Consider the following 19,713-nt stretch of genomic DNA (forward strand, 5'->3'; position numbering starts at 1 on the left):
ACAGGCAAGGAGTGCGCGCGCAGGCAGGTGGCGGGGGGCCGCGCACCCCTCGAGGGCCACGGCCCGCCTGCGTCCGAGGGGGCGCACAGAGCGGCTACCGGACGCCGAGGTGAAAGTGGCCGCCCATACGTGATTGCCAACGTGTCCCCGCGCGCGGAGCTCCAGGTCGAGGTAGCGCTGGTGGAGCAGTCCCAACCCGGGCGGGTGGCCCTGACGCCCTCGCCGCTGGTCGCTCTTCAAGTACGCCGCGAAGGTGGCCACGCGCAGCGGGTGACGGGGGTCGCCCCTTGAAGAGTTGGACAGGCTCGTTCGGGATGGAGTCACGCGCCCCGGAAATCGCTCGAAATTCTTTTCTGGGCCGGCTCACGGCTTTGCGCCTCTCCCCATTGGAGACGCTGTTCTGCCTACGAAGGGCAGACGGTCACTCCACAGAGACACAAAGACTGGAGAGCACCTCGTGAAAAAGTATGTCTTGCTGTCGATGGTCGCCGCTGCGCTCGTGGGTTGTGGAGGGGGCGAGGAGCCGCTCGAGTTGGAGGGACAGGTGGAGGTCGCTCCTGTCATCCACGAGGACGAGACGGGGCGCGTCACCGCCTCCGATCTCACCTGCCAGGTCGGCGTCTCATCGTGTACGCCGCCCACGTGTGTCCGCAGCGGCCAGTGCACCCTGGCCCAGTACGTGGGCGGCTGCGCTTCGGCAGTCAGCAGGCTCTGCCCTCACTAGGCTCTGCTGACCGCGACGCTCCTCCCTGACGACGAACACGCGCCGTCTCGCGAATGATACCCGGGTATAAATGACGCCAATTTATACCCAGGTAATATCCAGCCATGCCTTCGTCCTCCGCCGTCATGGCCCCGCCCGTCAACCGCCAATGGGTGTTGAGGACTCGTCCCCAGGATGAGGTCCCCGAGCGCTGCTTCGAGTGGCGCGAGGGGACGCTTCACAGAAGGACGGATGGGGGCCCCTTTGGAGGGCGGCGGGCGGGTGTAGAGGGGCTGAGAAGAACGAGAGCGTGTCCGTCAGGGTGACGGGCCAGGATGCGGTTGGCGGAAACGAGGTGGCCCCATCAAGCCGCGAACGCTGTTGATGCTGCAGTGCCTGTATCCGGCGATGGCGATTGCCTACCTGGCGGTGAGCTACCTGCAGGTGAGGAGCGGCGGCGTGCAGCTGAGTCGGGCGCCGCCCCTTCCGGCGATGGGGCTGTTCGTCGTGTATGCGGCCTGCCTGCTGTTTGGGGTGTACCGCAAGCACATGCCCTATCGCATCGCGATGGGGGCCGCGATACCGGCATTGGCGTATGGCGGTGTGCTGATGAACATCGTGAACTACGTCCAGACCGGATTGGACGGCTACAGTTCGCTTGTCGCGTGGGCCATCGGCACCGCCATCAATACCTATGGCCTGATTTGGAACGCCATCGCCGCGGCAGGCGCTTACAGGCGTTAGGCGCGCTTCAGCTTCGGCTCCTGCTCGTTGGGCGCGGGCGGCGCGTACTCCGGGTACACCGGCTGGCGCGCACCGAGGAATGTCACGCGACCTCGCAGTGCCCTGCCCCCACCGGCCTCAAGGCCCGTCCTCGAGTTCCGCCTGCTTCAGGTCCGCGAGCAGCGCGTCCCCGGTCCATGTGCGGCGCTTGCCGCTTTCCGCCTCGTGGATCAGCTCCACGAGGCGTGAGTTGACCGGAGCGGACAGCCCGTGCCGGTGGGCGAACCGGACGACCTCGCCGTTGAGGTAGTCCACCTCCGTCTTCCGGCCCGCGTGCAGGTCGTCCCACATGGACGAGCGCGCCTTCGGGTCGATGGCGAGCATCTTCTTCGCGAGACTGCGGAACACCGCGTCCGGCCCCCCCAGCAGCGTGGGAATCCAACCCGGCGGCAGCGGCGTCAGCTTCGCGGGTTTCACCCCGGCGTGCTTCAACACCGCCAGCGCCTCGCTCTGCGCCAGCGCCAGGCATCGGCGCCACGCGCGCTGGGACAGTTCCTCCTTCAGTGGCAGGTCCGCCAGCGCATTGACGGAGTTGTTGAGGTTGAGCAGCAGCTTCGCCCACTGCACCGCGACGATGTCCGCGTGCTGCTTCAACGGCAGCCCTGCCCGCGTGAAGGCATCCAGGAAGGGCGCGAGCACCGCGTGCTGCTCCACCTCCAGCGTGCCCTCGGTGCCCGCGTGGAAATGGCCCTGGCCCTGCGCCGCGACGTTGAAGGGCACCATGCCCTGCAGCACCGCGCGGCCCGGCAACAGGCCGCGCAGCACGTCCGCGCGGTGCAGGCCGTTCTGGAAGCTGATGACGCTGGCGCCGGGTTTGAGCCCCGCCGCGAGCGCGCCCCCCGCCTCTTCCGTCGCTGCGGACTTCACCGTGACGAGCACCAGGTCCGCCGAGGCCAGCGCCTCGTGCCCCGTGGAGATGTGCACGTCGGAAGCCGGCACCTTCAGGTCCGCGCCCCGCCAGTCCGTCAGGCGCAGGCCGTGCTCGCGGACCTCCGCCACTACGCGCTCCCGGCCAATGAAGCGCACCGCCGCGCCCGTCGCCGCGAGCCGGCCACCGACGTAACACCCGATGCTGCCCGCGCCGAAGACACAGATTTCAGGGGACGAGGCCATGGCGCGCATCGTGTCACGTCGCGGGCCACACCACGACGGTGTCGCGAGTCAGGATGACCTGCACCCGCGACCTCGCGTACCGCAGGGCTTTCAGTATCAGGTTCGACAGCGCCCGCTCGACGAGCCGTGCCTCGACGCGAACGATGAGCGGACAGACATCCGCCCAGCCGAGGTGGCCAGAGTGCTAGCGGTAATAGCCGTCAACGGGAGCGCGCGCTTCCTCGAACAACGCAGGGCCCTCTTGAGAGACCTTGGGCGGACCGCCTGAGGGCTTCAGACGCGCCAACTGAGGCCCCTGCTGGCGCTGCGCAGGTGCGGAGCAAGCAGCGCGCGGTTTCGACTTCGACGTCTTCACCGCCTCCCGTGCGCTCTGGTCCCGCGACCACGCATCCAACGGGTCTCGCCTGTCGACACCGCCCACCGCTCCGCATCGGTTCGCATCGATTTTCTTCCGTCACCTCGCGCCGTGTACTCACTTCGTCCGCTTTCACGGCCCGCTGAGCGGGTGGCGTAGTTCAGTTCAACTCGTCCCCCAGTTGCCCAAAAAGTCGCCCATGGTGAGTCGCACGCCTTGGTTGCGCAAGATGCCGTAGGCGGTGGTCACGTGATAGAAGAAGTGGGGGATCGCGAATGCGATCAGAAACTGGCGGCCACTGGAGCGCATCGAGCCACGGCGGTGCTCGATCACGATCTCTCGATCGAGGCCGGCTTCGAGGTCGCTTGGCGCGATCTCTCGGAGATACGCGATCGTCGCATCGAGCCGCTGGTGCAGATCCGCAAAGCTCTTTGCATCGTTCGCGGCCGGCACCCGTGGCGCACCCAGCAACTGCGCGATCGCCAACCTGGCTCCCTCCGCGGCCCAGTGGACTTGAGCGGCGAGCGTGTACATGTGCAGGTCAGCTGGCGCGTCACTCGCAACGCCGCGCATGCCCCCTTCCGCAGCGAGTCGCGCGTCCAGCAACGCCGCTTCACCGCTGCCACTGGCAGCGGCATGGTCTTCGGCCTTCGCCAACTGCGTTTTCAAGTTGGTCAGTCCGCGGACGAACAGGCCCGCAGATAGCTCGTAAGCATTCAAAGACATGGCGCATCCTTCACCGCGTCATGCGCCAGTGCCAACCGGTCCCGACCGGCGCGTATTGATGAAACGCGATACTTACTGCACCTTGTCCCTCGCAGCCAGCGGAGCGTACGGCCAACGGGGTTCATCCGACTGGGAGGTCGTGTTTCGGCGATGCGCCGAACTTGCGCGTGTAATCCCGGCTGAACTGTGCGGCGCTCTCGTAGCCGACGTCGAATGCCGCCGCGGAAACCGTGAGCGTGCCGGCGCGCAACAGGCGACGGGCCTCGAGCAGTTGCAGGCCCTTTCGATACTGAAGCGGTGATGACGCCGTGATCGCCTTGAAGTGCTTGTGGAACGAAGACGCGCTCATCCCGACGCTGCGCGCGAGCTTGGGAATCTCTACGGGCGCTCGAAAGTCACGCCGCAGCTGTGCGATTGCTCGCGTGATCGCGCTGGCGTGGCTGTCATGGCGGAGCAGGTCGCGCAGCATGCCGCCAAACGGCGCCGTCGCGAGCCGGTAGTGGAGCTCGCGCGAGACGAGCGGACCCAGCACCGCTGCATCCATCCGCGCACCCGCGAGTGCGAGATAGCGATGGAGCGCGTCGACGAGCCTGGCATCGCAGGGTTGGACCGAGAGCGAGCGCGGCTGCGCGGCTGCGGGAAGCGACTCGGCCATTGCCTCGTAAAAGTCGCGCAGCGTGTCCAGCTCCACATCGAAGAGCAGCGCGAGGTATGGGGCTTTCGTGACGCGTGCGATGACCGGAAGGTCGTGACTGACGAGCAGACACTCGCCAACGTCCATCGGAAACGAATCGGCTCCCAGTACCGTTTCTTTTCGTCCCTGGAGGACGAGGATGATGACCGGCTCGTAGATGGCGGCTTCGAACGATGTCGGCTGGTGGTGCCGGAGGATGCCGAGGTTCTTCAGCGGTCGCACGTACTGGCTCGCGCGGCCATTCGGGCGAGGGAGCTGGCGCGCAGCGAGCTCGGCGAGATCCGCGAGGTTCATGCGGCGAGCGTAGCACCCTCTCGCTCATGTCTCCGGCGAGAGGATCGAGCAAGAAGCAGAGAGGTACAGGCAAGCATCCCGCGACGTGCAGCCGTACGTTGCGCTCATGACGAACAACATGCTGACCGTGCATCACCTCGGGCGCTCCCAATCGGAGAGGATTGTCTGGCTTTGCGAGGAGCTCGAGCTCGAATATGAGCTGAAGCGGTATGCGCGCCGAAAGGACAACAAGCTGGCGCCGCCGGAATACAAGGCGCTGCACCCGATGGGGACGGCGCCAATCATCACCGATGGGCAACTGGTGCTCGGCGAATCCGGGGCAATTTCCGAATATCTGATTGCGACCCATGGCAACGGACGGCTCGCCGTGAAGCGCGGCCAGCCCGGATTCGCCGACTATCTCTACTGGTTCCACTTCGCCAACGGGACCTTGCAGCCGGTCGTCTTGCAGGTGAGGTATCTGGAGCGCGTCGATCCGTCCGAGAAGAACGCGCCGCTGCAGGCGGCGAAGGAGCGGTTCAACCTGGTCTTCTCCACAGTGGAGAAGCGTCTGGGTGAGGCGCCCTATCTCGCGGGTCCGGAGCTGACGGCGGCGGACATCATGATGGTGTTCTCGCTGACCACCATGCGGCTGTTCAAGCCGTACAATCTCTCGCCGTGGCCGAACATCCTGGCCTATCTGCAGCGGATTGGCGCGCGCCCCGCGTATCAGCGCGCGATGCAGAAGGCGGATCCGGACATGACGCCGTTGTTGGGGGCCACTCCATGACCGAGAGGGCCGTCAGCCATACGTCACGCGAGTCGGACGGTGCGCGAAGGCCCTCTCATGACGGTGAAAGACCTGCTGCGCGGCTGGCGCAGGTGGCCCGCGGACCCCCGGCTCATTCCCGTCGTGCTTGCCGTGATGAGGCAGCCCGACGCCCGGTTGTGGGAAGTCGTGGAGGAGCTCCGCGAGCCGCTCGATGGTGGCGTCGTCCTTGCCGGTGACTGAGCGCCTTCGTCAGGCGCGGGAGGGGGCCGGAGGCGCGGTGCGCTGCCACGCCTCCAGTTCCTGCACGCGCCCGAGCCATGCCCGGATGTTCGCGTAGTCCCCGAGCGGCAGCCGTGCGGGCCCCGCGAGTGCGAACGACGAGGCGAGCGAGAAGTCCGCGAGCGTCAGGCGCTCCTGCGTGACCCACGTCCGGCCCGCGAGGTGCGAGTCCAGCACGGGCGCGGCCTGCGCGAAGAGGGCCTCGCCGCGAGCGACCTCGGTGGGGTTCGGCGGCCCGCGGCCGGTGCGCTGCTTCACGAAGTTCTCCAGGACGAGGACGGTGGCCGCCTGGGACATGTGGGCGGAGCACCAGAAGAGCCAGCGGTTCACGTCGGCGCGGCCGCGCGCGTCCGTGGGGAGCAGGGTCTGTCCCGGCGTCTTCTCCGCCAGGTACAGCATGATGGCACGCGACTCCCAGAGCACGAAGCCGTCGTCGTCCAGCGCCGGGACGCGCCCGTTGGGGTTGATGCCCAGGTACGACGTCTCGCGCTGCTTGCCCGTGGTGAGGTCCACCTCGATGCGCTCCAGGGGAATGTCGAGGTGGGTGGCCACGAGCAGCACGCGGCGCGAGTTTCCGGACATGGGGTGGAAGTAGAGCTTCATGGCGCTCCTCCAGGACGGCGTGGGTGGATGGGCAGGACCTACCCATCCTCTGTGACAGGTGGTTGTCAGGTATGAAGCTTCAGGACGTAGAGGTGGTCCTTCTCCGTTCGCCCGCGCGCCACCACCGGCCCGTCGCTCAGCGCATCCCAGAGGGCCAGGCGCAGGGCGTCCTCGGGCGCGGTCGTCCCCGCGACCTCGCCCAGGTCCTCGCCAGTCTCCAGGTCGAAGAAGCGGGTCACCGGATCCTCGGACCGGGTGATGACGATGCCGTCACCCAGCGCCACCGCGAAGGCCAGGGAGGGATGGGGCCAGGAGCGCAGCAGCGCGCCGGTGCGCGCGTCGTGCAGGCGCACCGTCTGGTCCATGCAACAGGCCGCCACGCGCGCTCCGTCCGGAGAGAGCCCCACGCCAATCACCGGCTCGTCCGCGCTCTTGATGCGCACGCTCGGGCCCCCGGTCAGGTCGAACACCTCCAGCACGCTGAGGCCCCTGCTGGCGCTGCGCAGGTGCGGAGCAAGCAGCGCGCTGCGCGGTTGGACCAGGCGACGCTGCTCAAGCGCGGTTTCGACTTCGACGTCTTCACCTGTCCTGGCTGCGCCGGGCGCCGGAGGGTACTGGCGGTGGTGAAAGGCCCCGGCGCCAAGGAGGTGTTGAGGCACCTGGGGTTGCCCACCGTCCCCTTGCCCCTGGCACCTGCACGAGGCCCGCCCCAAGGGGAGTGGCTGCACTGAAGGGCAGAGGCCCCCTGACACCTCGGTTTCAGCGGCACCGGCTGGGCCTGGGCCACAGAGGCCGCCCGGCAGGGAAGGAGTGCGCGCGCAGGGAGGCGGCGGGGGGCCGCGCACCCCTCTTGAGGGCCACGGCCCGCCAGCGTAGGCAGGCGGCGGGTCTTGGCGTACGTGAAGGGGGCCCCCGGGGTGCGGGCGATTCTGGAGCACCGGGGCTTGCCCACGGCCTGTGCGAGGTTGGCCCCGGCACGAGGGCCACCCCAGGCCGCGGGGTGTTGAGCCACAAGCAGTCGCGCTGCCCCAGAAGCCCACGCCTCTGCTGCCCCTTGCTGGATGGGCCGCCTGGGCCGGCGTGTGTCCAGAGGGGGCTGCACGGCCTCCCCACCGGCTTGGCGTACAGCCTGGGGCCCCCGTCAGCCGCCTTCTTCGGCTCCTCGGCTCCAGCCCTCTCCCTTAACAGGGCTCCCGTCCCTCTATACGTGGCAACCGCGTGTGGACCATGGTCGCCTCCAACCTCATCATGGGGGCGTGCATCCTGGCCCTTGGCGTGGTGCCCCACTTCGGGGTGTACCTGGCGTTCATGGAGCTCTTCGGCGTGGCGTTGCCGCTCTACAACACCCCCGCCACGGTGATGCTCCAGGAGAAGGTGGAGCCGGCCTACCTGGGGCGGGTCTTCAGCGTGATGACCATGCTCTCCACCGCGCTGATGCCGCTGTCCATGCTGCTCTTCGGCCCCCTGGCGGAGGGGGTCTCCATCGAGCGGCTCCTACAGGTCACCGGTGTGCTCGTGCTCCTCCTCGGCCTGCTCGCGCCGCTGCATCGTCGGCTGATGTCCTTCGGCGAGCCGAAGCGTGCCCTGACCCCAGACCCGGGAGTCGGCCAGGCTGACGGTGTGAGGGAAGACGCTTGAGAGGGAAGGGACCCTGAGCGGCTCGAGCAACATGGACATGCGCTCCTTCGGCCTGAACCTCCTGCCATGCACCTCAGGTGTGGTCGTACACGAGCGCGAAGTCATTCGCGCTCGGATGAATCGCGCAATGGAACAGAGACGCCTGCTCGTAAAAGGAGATGCCGGCAAGGCTGTCCCAGATTTGCATCACGTGAACCAGGGGCTCGCCATCCGTGCAGGTGGGCGTCCTGTCCGAGAGGTTCGTCCAGCACGGCCATCCGCCGATGAAGCGCCGGAAGGCATCATCGAGCCGGCTTTCGCCGGAGAGCTTGCGCCGGAGCTCGTCATAGCGGCGTGCAGGAGCCGCCACCCCTGCCTCCCTCCACGTGGACATCAGCCCGAAGGGGTCTCTCGACTCGACCGTGGTGAAGTCCGGAAGGTTCCAGGAGCGCTCGAACCGAAGCAGTTGCGACTCGCGGAGCGGCTGGGACGCGGGCACCTCGCGCGCACGATGCAGCTCGCGACGAGGCGACCGAAAGGTCCGCACGACGAAGTTCTCACCGTGCTCTGCGTGGCTGAGCCCGCACGAGCTCTCACACTCATCCGTTCGCGCGCAGACGAAGAGCGAGAGCAACGTGAGTGCGTCCGGGAGAACGATGCCGTGGTCGCGCGCGTGGACCTGAACGACGAATGCCATCGGGTGCCGGCAGAACACGCAGACGGGCCAATCGGTTCCCTCCTCGAGATACGGACATCCGCCGACGAAGCTCGCCAGCACATCGTCGGTGGGCGTGTCCGTCACGTGAATGCGCGCGATCGGAGCCCGGAGTCGAATCAGCTGTCGCTCCAGCTCGAGTGGGTCCAGTGGCATCGTCGTGGCGCCTTCGCTTTCCATCGCCTGGGCGCGGAGAAGTTCGCGGCGCTGGAACTCTACATCCCCGGCGCGCTCACGACGACCTGGGTGAACTGCGCTTCCCACTCGGCGGGCCATCCGAAGGCGGACGTGGCCAGGGTCTTGAGATTGACGCCCGCAGCGCCACTCCAGAAGTGGATGAACTCTCCCCAGTTCAGGTCCCGCGCGTAGTTGCTGCCGTTCCGTCGTGTTCGCCATCAGGTTGTACCAGCGATTGGCATCACTGGTGCGGCCCAGCCCCAGGTAGACGTCGTAGTATCTGCACGAGGCCCGCCCCAAGGGCAGTGGCTGCACTCAAGGGCAGAGGCCCCCCGACACCTCGGTTTCAGCGGCACCGGCTGGGCCACAGAGGCCGCCCGACAGGCAAGCAGTGCGCGCGCACGCAGGCGGCGGGGGGCCGCGCCCCCCCTCCTCCAGGGCCACGGCCCGCCAGCGTCCGAGGGGGCGCACAGTGGGGCTACCGGACGCCGAGGTGAAAGTGGCCGCCAATTCCGCCTATACGTGCTCCTGGTGGCGTCGAACGAGCATGTGGCCCACCGTCAGCAGCGCGGGAGGGAGCGCCCCACCCGCGATGGCACCCAGGTGCACGCCCAGCGGCGTCGCGACCCAGGCTTCTCCCAGGTTCCAGCCGAGCCACGTGCCTCCCCCGGCCAGGAGGATGAAGAGACAGCCAACTCCCTCGTCCGTCCGGTACGCCACCCGCCCCAGCCCCACGCCCGCCGCGAGCGCCAGCGCGGCCCCCGCGGCCGTGGGCCCCAGCCCCGAGTCCATGAGCGCCAGCACGTGGGGCAGTGACAGCGCCGCCCAGAAGAAGACGAACAGCGCGCGTCCTCGCATCCCATGGCCGCCGAAGCCCATCAGCTCACTCCTGCGCGGCGGGCGCGTCGCTGGAGGAGGCCACCTCCCCGGAGCAGGCGCCACGCGCCACTGATGAGCGGCGGGTGCGCCGCTGGAAGAGCAGGACTCCGCCCATCAGCAGGAGCCACGCGCTGCCTCCGACACCGCCGGAGGCACCGGAGGTGCACCCGAAGCCGACAGGCTCATCCGGCACCGGCACGGTGACGGGGCGCCGCACGGTCACCTGGAAGGTGCACTCGGCGGTCTGACCCGCTTCGTCGCGCGCGGTGGCCGTCACGGGCGTGGTGCCCTGCGGGAAGACGCTGCCGGAGGCGTGGCTGTAGGTCACCTGCGGCGAGGCCGTCACCGTGTCGCTGGCCGTCGCCGGCGTGAAGGTGACGGCGGCGCCCTCGGCCTCCGAACTCTTGAGGGTCACATCTGCGGGGCAGGTGATGGCGGGCGGCGTGGTGTCCCGCACCGTGACGGAGAAGGTGCAGGAGGTCGCATTGGCCGCCGCGTCCCGCGCGGTCACGGTGACGGGCGTCGTCCCGAGCGGGAAGCGGTTGCCCGGAGCGTGGCTGGAGGACACCTGGGAAGCGGAAGTGACGGTGTCCACCGGGTTCGGGAGCGTGAAGGTGGCGGTCGCGCCGGTGGCGTCCTCGGCTTCCACCGTGAGGTCCGCCGGGCAGCTCAGAGCTGGCGCAGTGGTGTCACGCACGGTCAGCGTGAAGCGACACGTCGCCTCATTGCCCGCGGCATCCCGGGCGACGACGGTGACCTCCGTGGCGCCGAGCGGGAACAGGGCACCCGACGCATGGCTGTAGGCGAGGGTCGCCGAGTCGGACGCGACGGCCGGTGCATACTCCACGGTGGCGCCGGTGGCGTGGGTGGCCTCGGCGGTGACGTCCGTGGGGCAGCTCAGCGTGGGCGCGGTGGTGTCGCGCACGGTGATGTCGAAGGTGCACGAGGCGGCATTTCCGGCGGCATCCGCCGTGGTGACGGTGACAACCGTGGTGCCGACCGGGAACAGCGTCCCCGAGGCCTGGCTATAGCTGACCGTCAGCGCGCCGGTGACGGCGTCGGAAGCCGTAGCGGGCGGGTAGCTCACGGAAGCGCCCGAGGCGCTGGTGGCTTCGGCGGTGACGCCTCCGGGGCAGCTCAGGGCGGGCACGGTGGTGTCCCGCACGGTGACGTTGAAGAAGCACGTAGCCGCGTTGCCGGCCGCATCTGTCGCGGTGACGGTGACGGCCGTCGTCCCGAGCGGGAACACAGTCCCCGAGGCCTGGCTGTAGCCGAGCTCCACCGAGCCGGTGACGCCATCCGTCGCGCTCGCGGGCGGGTAGCTCACGGTGCTGCCCGAGGCACCCGTGGCCTCGGCGGTGATGTCCGCGGGGCAGCTCAGCGTGGGCGCGGTGGTATCGCGGACCGTCACCGAGAAGATGCACGTGGCCGCGTTCCCAGCGGCGTCCGTGGCCGTCGCGGTGACGGCCGTCACGCCGAGCGGGAAGTGCGTCCCCGAGGCGTGGCTGTAGCCGATGGCCGGCGCGCTGGTGACGGCGTCGGACGCGGTTGCGGGCGGGTAGCTCACGGTGGCACCCGAGGCACCCGTGGCCTCAGCGACGACGTTTCCAGGGCAGCTCGGCGCGGGCGCGGTGGTGTCACGGACCGTCACCGAGAATGCGCAGGTGTCGCTGTTGCCCGCGGCGTCTGTCGCCGTCACGGTGACGACCGTCGCGCCGAACGGGAAGTGCGTCCCGGAGGCCTGGCTGTAGCCGAGCGTCACGGGAGGGCTGGCCGTGTCGGTCGCGGTCGCGGGCGGATAGCTCACGGTGGCGCCCGCGGCGCTCGTGGCCTCGGCGGCGACGTTCGCCGGGCACGACACCTGCGGCTTCGTGACGTCCCGGACGATGACCCTGAAGAAGCACACGGTGGAACTCCCGGCATCATCCCTTGCGGTGACCGTGACGTTCGTGGTGCCGACCGGGAACTCCGTACCCGAGGCATGGCTGTAGATGACTTGAGGCGAAGCGGTGACGGCGTCGGTCGCGGTGGCGGGCTGATAGCTGACGGTGGCCCCCGAGGCGCTGGTGGCCTCGGTGGTGACGTCCGCGGGGCAGCTCAGGGTTGGCGGGGTCAGGTCCTGGACGGTGACGTCGAAGGCGCACGAGGCGGTGTTGCCGGCCACATCCCTGGCGGTGACGGTGACCGCCGTCGTCCCCAGGGGGAACACCGTCCCCGACGCCTGGCTGTACGAGAGGCTGGGCGCGCCGGGCTGATCGTCCGTGGCCGTCGCGGGCGGGTAGCTCACCGGTGCACCCGAGGCACTCAGGGCCTCCGCGCTCACCGGAAGTGGACACGTCACGGTGGGCGGCGTGGTGTCCGGAGTCAGCTCCAGCACCATGCGCCAGGGCTCGAAGCCGGCAACCCCGTCGTTGGCGACGAAGTAGATGGCAGTGCCCACGCGCCTGAAGAGGCGGGGGCTGGAGGAGTATGCCCCCGGCGCGAGGTCCGCGAGCCGCCGGGTTCCCGCCTCCGTGCCGTCGGAGACCCACGGCTCCATGCCGGACAGGCCGTCCGACGCGGTGAACACCACGAGCCCCTCCGGCTCCAGCGCCAGCATCGGCTGGATGGCCATGCTTCCGGCGGGGCCGGGGTGGATGTCCTTCACGCGCCGGGTCCCCGCCACCGTGCCGTCGCTGCGCCACAGCTCGATGCCGCCTTCCGGGTCATACGCCTGGAACAGGAGGACGCCGTTGACCGTCGTGAGGTTCCTCGGGCTGACGTTGCCCATCCCCTCGGGGAGCTGCTTCACGGCCCAGGTGCCGGCCGCCGTGCCGTCGCTGCGCCAGAGGTGTTGTCGGCCCCAGGTCTCCTCGGCGCGGAAGTACAGCACGCCACCGAGCACGGCGAAGTGGTCCGGGTAGCTGCTGGAGAAGAAGCCACTGTCCACGCCGATGTTCTTGACGAGCTGCGTCCCCGCGGTGGTGCCGTCACTCCTCCACAGTTCGATGTCGCTCGTGCCGGGCGCCACCCCGGCGAAGTAGATGTGGTCGGCCATGGAGACGAAGCCTCCGGCCAGATAGGGGTCGACGTTCGCCACGGTCACCGTCCCCTGCGCCGTGCCGTCGGTCATCGCGAGGGTACGGCCCGTTCCGCTCGAGGCCGGGAAGTAGACCCGGTCCTTGAGCCTGACGAAGACGCCTGCCGTGGAGCTCGCGCCAGGGGTCGTCGTATTGAAGTCCTTGATGAGCCGGGTGCCCGTGGTGGTGCCATCACTCATCCACGGCTCGCGGCCCGTCTGGCCGTCATTCGCGGCGAAGTAGAGCCGGTCGCCGATGACGGTCATGCCCTGCGGGTCGCTGGAGAGACCGGAGCCGGTCCGGATGTCCTTGAGGAGCCGGGTGCCCGCGGAGGTGCCGTCGCTGGTCCACAGCTCCCTGCCATCGGCGCCGTTGGTCGCATCGAACACGAGGGCGCCATTGAGCGGGAGCAACTGCCCGGGGATCGAGCCCGGGCCGCCCGGGTAGACGTCCTTGACGAGTCGGGTGCCGGAGGCGGTGCCGTCCGTGACCCACGGCTCACGGCCGAGGTTCTCCACATCCGCCGTGAAGGCGAGGCCGCCGTTGAAGGGGGTGAGGACCTGCGGGTTCGAGTCGGCCGTCGCGACCAGGATGTCCTTCACCAGGTGCGTGCCCGGCTCAGAGCCGTCGCTGCGCCACAGCTCCACGCCCTGGACGCCGTCGGTGGCGGAGAGGTAGAGCACACCGCCGGCCGAGGTCAGCACCTCCGGTTCGCTGCCGTTCACCCGGTTCTGGAGGGACTTCACGCGCCGGGTGCCCCCGGGAGTGCCGTCGCTCTTCCACAGCGCCCGGCCCACGGCATCGTGCGCGGTGAAGTAGACCTCCGTGCCCAGGGCGAACAGGTTCTGGGGCATGGAGCTCCCGCTGCCCGGGTTGAGGTCTCCGACGAGCTGCGTGCCCTGCTCCGTGCCATCGCTCTTCCACAGCTCGTAGCCGAGGCTGTCGTCGCTCAGCGCGCGGAAGTAGAGCACGTTGCCCACGGCGGTGAGGCCCTCGGGCCCGCTGCCGAGGACTCCAGGGCGGATGTCCTTCACCCGCCACACCGCCGCTCCGTCCGTGGCCCACAGCTCGTAGCCGACGTTGTCGGGCTCGTAGCTCGGCGGGGAGAAGTAGAGAAGCCCGTTCATGGCCGCCACGGACTGGATGTGCCAGCCGTTGGACGAAGCCCCGGGCGTCGCGTCGAAGACGAGCCGCGTGCCCTCGGCGGTGCCGTCGCTGACCCAGAGCCGGTCGCGCTCGCCGGCGTTGGGGTCGAGGAAGAAGACGCGGTTGCCCACGCTCCAGAACACCTCGATGTTGCTGCTGTCGCTGCCGGGGGTGAGGTCGCTGACGAGCCGGGTGCCCTCGGCGGTGCCGTCGGTCCGCCACAGCTCGCGGCCGGTCGCGGACGTCCAGGCCGAGAAGAAGAGCTGGTTGCCAGCGACGGCGAAGTAGAAGGGGCCGGAGCCGATGTCCCCCGGAACGATGTCCCTGACGACGACGGTGCCCTCGGCGGTGCCGTCGCTCCGCCACAGCTCGTGTCCCCGGCTGGCGTCGAACGCGGCGAAGTAGAGCAGGCCGTTGAAGCCCTTCAGGTTGCTGACGCTGGCTCCCTCGAGGCCGGGGACGATGTCCCTGACGACGACGGTGCCCTCGGGAGTGCCGTCGCTCTTCCACAGCTCGTCCCCCCGGGCGCCGTCGGTGGCGACGAAGTAGACGTGGTCTCCCACGGCGGTGAGCTCGCTGATGAAGCTGCTCTCGGGGCCCGGGTAGATGTCCCGGACGAGCTGGGTGCCCTCGGGAGTGCCGTCGCTCTTCCACAGCTCGCGTCCGCTGCTGGCCTCCTGCGCGACGAAGAAGAGGGTGCTGCCCACTGCCACGAATCCGGCGGGCTCGCTTCCGGGCGGGTTGTCCCAGGGACTGGCGTAGACCACCGTCGTGCGCAGGTCCCGGACGAGTGCGGGCGCCCCGAACGAGAGCGCGGCGGAGGACGTGCCGAGCGTGACTTCAGGCTGCTGCTTCGGGCTCGGGGCCTCTGACTCCGTGCAGGCGGCCAGCGCGGTCAGCGCGGCGGCAAGGCGGAGCAGCCGCCGATGATTCCCCAGGTTCTTCATGTCCCCCTCGAACAGGTGATGCGCGGGCGCCGGGCCGCACGAATGAGCGCGCGCGAAGTCTACCCCGTCACGAAGCCCGAAGTGTCGCCTGGGTAACAATCACTGCGGGCCGTATGAGGGGATGCTCGGCCCGTGTGGGCAGGCGGGAGGAACGAAACGGAACGTCGGTTCCTGGAGAAGCGCCTGCGGAGCAGCGCGGACGTGTGACGGGGGCTCCAAGATGGTGCGATTGCGCCAATCCGGTGCGCCAGTCTGGAGCACCGGAGGCTGCTGACGGCGCGCAACCGCCCGGCCTCACGAGGGCCGGCGAATGGCATTCCGGGTGCAGACCGGGGCCCGTCCCGCTGCTTCAAGTGTTTGCTCGTGAATATTTCGCGAGCAGAAGAGCAACGGTCCAGAGACACCCATGCACGTCATCAAATCGAAACAATTTGTATCACTGTGGCTGCTCACACTCGTGGCGCTTGGCGCTGGCTGTGGTTCGGAGCAGGGCGGAGCGCAGCCGGAGTCCACGACACTGGGAGAATCGCGGCAGGAGGTCATCGAGTGGACGGGCAACCTGTCCTCGGGGCGCTGGGACCACACCGCCACGCGGCTCGCGGACGGGAGGGTGCTCGTGGCCGGCGGTGAGACGTCGACGGGCGCGTACAGCTCGGCCCATCTCTACAACCCGGCCACGGGCACCTGGACGGCCACGGGCTCCATGAGTGCCTCGCGCACCATGCACCGCGCCGTGCTGCTCGACGATGGCCGCGTCCTCGTCATGGGCGGCAACAGCGGCACCTCCAACCTGTACAGCGCGGAAATCTATAACCCGGCCACGGGCACCTGGACGCCGACCGGCTCGCTCAACCAGCGCCGCCGCTACCACGCGGCCGTGAAGCTGAACAACGGCAAGGTGCTCGTCGTGGGCGGCCTCTTCAATCTCAACGACACCTACCTCGCGTCGGCGGAGCTCTATGACCCCGCCACGGGCACGTGGACCTTCGCGGGCTCGGGCCTGTCCGCCGCGCGGATGGGCGCCACGGCCATTCTGCTGCCGGATGGCCGGGTGGCGGTGCTGGGCGGTCAGGCCTTCTCCGGCACCACGGATGTCTCCACCCGGGTGGAGCTGTTCGATCCCGCGACGAACACCTTCAGCACGGCGGGCTCGCTCAACACCAGCCGCTACCTGGCGGCCTTCGTGGGGCTTCCCGACGGACGCGTCCTCGGAGCGGGCGGCTGGGGAACGCTGAGCTCCGCGGAAATCTACAACCCGGCGACGCAGACCTCCCAGACCATCAACCCGATGGCGCAGGGCCGCTCTTCCTTCGCGCTGGTCGCCCTCGACTCCACGCGCATCCTCGCGGTGGGCGGCAGCGGCAGCTCCGGCATCAGCAACCTGTCCTCCGTCGAGACCTACGACCTCACCACCGGCACCTGGAGCACCTTCGGCTCGATGCACACCGGGCGCAGCGCGCACTCCGCCACGCTGCTGACCGGCACGCCGCCGCGGGTCCTCGTGGCCGGAGGCGCCTCCTCCGGCTCTGCGCTGAACAGCGCGGAAATCATCAAGGACGGGCCGGACACGACACCTCCCACGTGCACGATGCTGTTCCCCTCCGCCGGGAGCACCATCAAGCAGACCTACACCCTGGTCGTCAGCGCGTTCGACAACGTGAACGTCACCTCGGTGCAGCTCTACGTGGACGGCGCCCTCCTCGGCACCGCCGACCGCCCCTTTCCCTCCTCGGACCCGAACTACTACTCGTTCTCCTGGAACACCGCGTCGGTGGCCAATGGCGCCCACACGGTGTCGGCCACCGCCCGGGATGCCGCGGGCCAGGCCACGTCCTCCAGCGTGAGCTTCACCGTGGACAACGACCTCACGCCGCCCACCGTCAGCCTCACCTCGCCCACGGCGGGGACCGTGCTGAGCCTGACGGCCACTCTGACGGCGACCGCGTCCGACAACGTGGGCGTGGCCCGCGTCGAGTTCTACCAGGGCACCACGCTGCTGGGCTCCGACGCATACGCTCCCTACAGCCTGAGCTGGGACTCGGCGCTGGTGGCCAATGGCGCGTACGCGCTCACCGCGAAGGCCGTCGACACCACGGGCAACGTGACGGAGTCCGCCAGCGTGGCCGTCACGGTGGCCAATGAAACGGTGCCCCCCACTGTCGCCCTCACCGCTCCCGCTTCGGGCGCCGTGCTGCTCGGCACCGTCACCCTGACGGCGGATGCCACGGACAACGTGGGCGTCACCCGCGTGGAGCTCTACCGGGGCAGCACCCTCATCGCGACGGACTTCTCCGCGCCCTACAGCGCGACGTGGGACACGCGCACCGTGGCCAATGGCGCGTACGCGCTCACCGCGAAGGCCTACGACGCGGCCCGCAACACCACCACCTCCGCGGCCGTCAACGTCACGGTGAACAACGACGTCACGCCGCCCACCACCAGCATCACCGCACCCTCGGCGGGAGCCACGCTGAGCGGCAGCGTCACCGTGTCCGCGAGCGCGTCCGACAACGTGGCGGTGGCCAGAGTGGAGCTCTACCGGGGCACCACGCTGCTGGGCTCGGACGACACCGCGCCGTACAGCGTGACGTGGGACACCACCACCGTCGCCAACGGGAGCTACACGCTGACGAGCAAGGCCTTCGATACCTCGGGCAATACCACCACCTCCGCGGGCATCACCGTGACGGTGGCCAATGCCCCTCCCGACCTCATCGTCAACGGTGGCTTCGAGGGCTCCTCCAGCCCGTGGACGCTGACCGGCCAGGCCTTCTGGATGACCAGCGGCTCCACGCCACACGGGGGTTCCGGCAACCTGGAGCTGGGACGTGTCGCCTGGCAGGCTGGCTCCGCCGAGCAGTCCTTCACCCTTCCGGCTGGAAGCGCGCTGACGGTGTCCTTCTGGATGTACATCACCAGCGCTGAGACGACGACCCTCTACCAGAACGACCGGTTCTCCGTGGCGCTCCTGAACAGCGCGGGCACAGTCATTGCGACGCTGGCGGACTTCTCCAACCTCAACAAGGGAAGCGGCTACGTGCAGTACTCCTACAGCCTGGCCTCGTACGCGGGACAGACGGTGCGGCTGCGCTTCAGCGCCACCCAGAACAGCTCCCTCATCACTGTCTTCCGGGTGGATGACGTGTCTGTGAAGTAGCGCTCGTTGGCGGGAACCTGGTCGGGCCCGACGACGATTGAGTCGGACGAGAGCTGGTCGGAGATCGGCAACGCGGCATCGACGAGCGCGGCCTGGCTCTTCATCGGAGGCACGAAGGGCAGCGGCGGCGTGTTCGTCCTCCGGCGGCTTCCGTAGCCAGCGCACGCGGAGCCGGGCGGATGCAGATGCCCGGACGCTGAAAAGACATAGGGCCTGGACTCGTTGAGGTTTCCCTCTCGATTCCAGGCCCGTCTGTTTGCAGGGACTGCACGAGGGCGTACGGCAGCGTTCGCTCGGCGAGCTATTTTTTGACGTCCCAGGCGACCTCGAGGGACACGGGGCCCCGAAACATGGTGACCTGCCAGAACGTCACCGGTCGTTCGTCCGCGAGGCGGAGGCCTGGCAGGCGCTGCGTGAGCACGGAGAGCGCCACGCGCCCCTGGAGGCGCGCAAGGGGGGCACCGAGGCAGAAGTGCACACCACGGCCAAACCCAAGGTGCTCGCCCGAACCGGCGCGCCCCAGATCGAACCTCGAGGGGTCCTCGAAGACGCTCTCATCGTGATTGGCAGAGCCCAGGAGCACGAGGATCCGCGCATCCTTGGGGATCGTGACGTCTCCGATCTTCACGTCGACATTGGCGACACGGGCTGTCCCAGGAACCGGGCAGTCCCGGCGAAGGGTTTCCTCCACGGCGGCGGCGGCGAGGGACGGATCGCGCACGAGCGCCGCGAGCTGCTCGGGATGCAGGAGCAAGAGGCGCAGGGCGTTGCCGAGGAGGTCCGTGGTGGTCTTGTGGCCCGCAAACACGAACGCGGTCGCGTAACTGACAGCCTTGGCCATGTCGAGCTGACCGCTCGGAGCCGTGGCCGTCTGGATGAGAGTGGTGAGGAGGTCGTCGGCCTGCGTGCTCGTGCGCGCAGAGATGAGATCCGCGAGATAGTGCTGCATGGCCACCACGCTCTCGGCCGCGCTCACCCATTCATGGGTGGGCAGCTGACCGCTCATGAGCAAGCGCGCTGCGTCATCTGCCCATTGGCCGAACTTGCCGACGTCGGCCCGCGAGACCCCCAGGATGTCCCCGATGACCGCCACCGGTAGCGGGCCGCAGAAGCGCGCGATGAGCTCCGTCCGACCCGTGGCCTCGAAAGAGTCCACGAGCTGGTTCGCCAGCGAGGTGATGGCGCCCTCCAGGGAGGCAATTCGCTGGGGGGTGAAAGCGGCGTTCATGCTCCGCCGGACCGACGTGTGCTCCGGCGGGTCGAGGTGGATGATCGAGCCGGTCCGCGGGAACCCCCTTCGCATGACGGCCACGACCTCGGGCGGCGGCTCCTTGACGCTCACGGTGGTGAGCCGCGAGGAGAAACGGTCCGTGTCGCGGAGGATCGCGGTGACATCCGCATGCCGGGTGGCTACCCACATGCCCAGATCTTCGGAGAAGAAGATCGGCTCCTCGGCGCGGGCCTGCGCATAGAGCGGGTACGGGTCCTGCTGCACTTCCGGCGAAAAAAAACTACACCGGCAAATATGGCCTGAGCCCCGGGTGTTGCCCTTCTGAGAGGGGATACCGCCATGGCTCGAACGACTGCTCGCCCCGTTGCAACCCGTGAGGTGAGGGTCGACAGCGAGCGCCGGCGCTGCGAGGCGTGCGGCACGCGGACGCGTGCGGATTGGCGCTCGCGGCGCTGCGTGACGACGCTCACCGGCTGCGTGGGGC

17 protein-coding genes are annotated in these 19,713 nt (G+C 68.8%); 8 read left to right on the forward strand and 9 right to left on the reverse strand.

Going from position 1 to position 19,713, the window contains the following annotated elements:
• Positions 1-129: 129 nt before the first annotated feature.
• The 3 genes from G4D86_RS50995 (at position 130) to G4D86_RS51005 (ending at position 1,447) form a co-directional block, all read left to right on the forward strand.
• On the forward strand, positions 130-291 hold the full coding sequence (locus G4D86_RS50995; protein ID WP_164002978.1) for a hypothetical protein: 162 nt from the start codon (positions 130-132) through the stop codon (positions 289-291).
• Between the two features lie 166 nt (positions 292-457).
• A complete protein-coding gene (locus G4D86_RS51000; protein WP_164002979.1) occupies positions 458-724 on the forward strand; it encodes a hypothetical protein in 267 nt (88 codons plus the stop codon).
• Between the two features lie 363 nt (positions 725-1,087).
• Positions 1,088-1,447 carry a hypothetical protein gene (locus G4D86_RS51005; protein ID WP_164002980.1) on the forward strand — a complete coding sequence of 120 codons (360 nt, stop codon included), beginning with the start codon at positions 1,088-1,090 and terminating at the stop codon, positions 1,445-1,447.
• Positions 1,448-1,564: 117 nt separating this feature from the next.
• On the opposite strand, the gene G4D86_RS51010 is transcribed toward G4D86_RS51005, so the two are convergent.
• The 3 genes from G4D86_RS51010 to G4D86_RS51020 all read right to left on the reverse strand — a co-directional run bounded on the left by G4D86_RS51010 (position 1,565) and on the right by G4D86_RS51020 (position 4,668).
• Positions 1,565-2,599, reverse strand: coding sequence for a 2-dehydropantoate 2-reductase (locus tag G4D86_RS51010; RefSeq protein WP_164002981.1), 1,035 nt, complete (start codon positions 2,597-2,599; stop codon positions 1,565-1,567).
• 520 nt (positions 2,600-3,119) lie between these two features.
• Positions 3,120-3,680 carry a DUF1993 family protein gene (locus G4D86_RS51015; protein WP_164002982.1) on the reverse strand — a complete coding sequence of 187 codons (561 nt, stop codon included), beginning with the start codon at positions 3,678-3,680 and terminating at the stop codon, positions 3,120-3,122.
• 121 nt (positions 3,681-3,801) lie between these two features.
• Positions 3,802-4,668: an AraC family transcriptional regulator gene (locus G4D86_RS51020; RefSeq protein WP_164002983.1), complete on the reverse strand. Its 867-nt coding sequence runs from the start codon at positions 4,666-4,668 to the stop codon at positions 3,802-3,804.
• 106 nt (positions 4,669-4,774) lie between these two features.
• Between G4D86_RS51020 and G4D86_RS51025 the strand changes: the two genes are divergently transcribed.
• A complete protein-coding gene (locus G4D86_RS51025; protein WP_240360956.1) occupies positions 4,775-5,437 on the forward strand; it encodes a glutathione S-transferase family protein in 663 nt (220 codons plus the stop codon).
• Positions 5,438-5,494: 57 nt separating this feature from the next.
• Complete coding sequence (locus G4D86_RS51030; protein WP_164002984.1) at positions 5,495-5,659, forward strand: hypothetical protein; 165 nt, start codon at positions 5,495-5,497, stop codon at positions 5,657-5,659.
• 9 nt (positions 5,660-5,668) lie between these two features.
• Here G4D86_RS51030 and G4D86_RS51035 read toward each other — a convergent pair whose 3' ends face one another.
• On the reverse strand, positions 5,669-6,301 hold the full coding sequence (locus G4D86_RS51035) for a glutathione S-transferase family protein (RefSeq protein ID WP_164002985.1): 633 nt from the start codon (positions 6,299-6,301) through the stop codon (positions 5,669-5,671).
• A 65-nt stretch (positions 6,302-6,366) separates the two neighbouring features.
• Entirely contained in the window at positions 6,367-6,780 is a 414-nt protein-coding gene (locus tag G4D86_RS51040) for a WD40 repeat domain-containing protein (protein ID WP_164002986.1), read from the reverse strand.
• Between the two features lie 748 nt (positions 6,781-7,528).
• Between G4D86_RS51040 and G4D86_RS51050 the strand changes: the two genes are divergently transcribed.
• Positions 7,529-7,939 carry an MFS transporter gene (locus G4D86_RS51050; protein WP_164002995.1) on the forward strand — a complete coding sequence of 137 codons (411 nt, stop codon included), beginning with the start codon at positions 7,529-7,531 and terminating at the stop codon, positions 7,937-7,939.
• 73 nt (positions 7,940-8,012) lie between these two features.
• Here the strand turns inward: G4D86_RS51050 and G4D86_RS51055 are convergent, their stop codons facing one another.
• The 3 genes from G4D86_RS51055 to G4D86_RS51065 all read right to left on the reverse strand — a co-directional run bounded on the left by G4D86_RS51055 (position 8,013) and on the right by G4D86_RS51065 (position 14,841).
• A complete protein-coding gene (locus tag G4D86_RS51055) occupies positions 8,013-8,897 on the reverse strand; it encodes a DUF1963 domain-containing protein (RefSeq protein WP_164002988.1) in 885 nt (294 codons plus the stop codon).
• Positions 8,898-9,326: 429 nt separating this feature from the next.
• Entirely contained in the window at positions 9,327-9,689 is a 363-nt protein-coding gene (locus G4D86_RS51060) for a hypothetical protein (protein WP_164002989.1), read from the reverse strand.
• Positions 9,690-9,693: 4 nt separating this feature from the next.
• Positions 9,694-14,841: an ELWxxDGT repeat protein gene (locus G4D86_RS51065; RefSeq protein ID WP_164002990.1), complete on the reverse strand. Its 5,148-nt coding sequence runs from the start codon at positions 14,839-14,841 to the stop codon at positions 9,694-9,696.
• Positions 14,842-15,247: 406 nt separating this feature from the next.
• Between G4D86_RS51065 and G4D86_RS51070 the strand changes: the two genes are divergently transcribed.
• Positions 15,248-17,998 carry an Ig-like domain-containing protein gene (locus G4D86_RS51070; RefSeq protein ID WP_164002991.1) on the forward strand — a complete coding sequence of 917 codons (2,751 nt, stop codon included), beginning with the start codon at positions 15,248-15,250 and terminating at the stop codon, positions 17,996-17,998.
• Positions 17,999-18,004: 6 nt separating this feature from the next.
• Positions 18,005-18,154 (forward strand): hypothetical protein, encoded by a 150-nt coding sequence (locus tag G4D86_RS51075; RefSeq protein ID WP_164002992.1) that lies wholly within the window; start codon positions 18,005-18,007, stop codon positions 18,152-18,154.
• Between the two features lie 145 nt (positions 18,155-18,299).
• Here the strand turns inward: G4D86_RS51075 and G4D86_RS51080 are convergent, their stop codons facing one another.
• On the reverse strand, positions 18,300-19,493 hold the full coding sequence (locus tag G4D86_RS51080; protein ID WP_164002993.1) for a cytochrome P450: 1,194 nt from the start codon (positions 19,491-19,493) through the stop codon (positions 18,300-18,302).
• Positions 19,494-19,713 lie beyond the last annotated feature (220 nt).

It is taken from the genome of Pyxidicoccus caerfyrddinensis, from assembly GCF_010894405.1.
GTDB lineage: Bacteria > Myxococcota > Myxococcia > Myxococcales > Myxococcaceae > Myxococcus > Myxococcus caerfyrddinensis.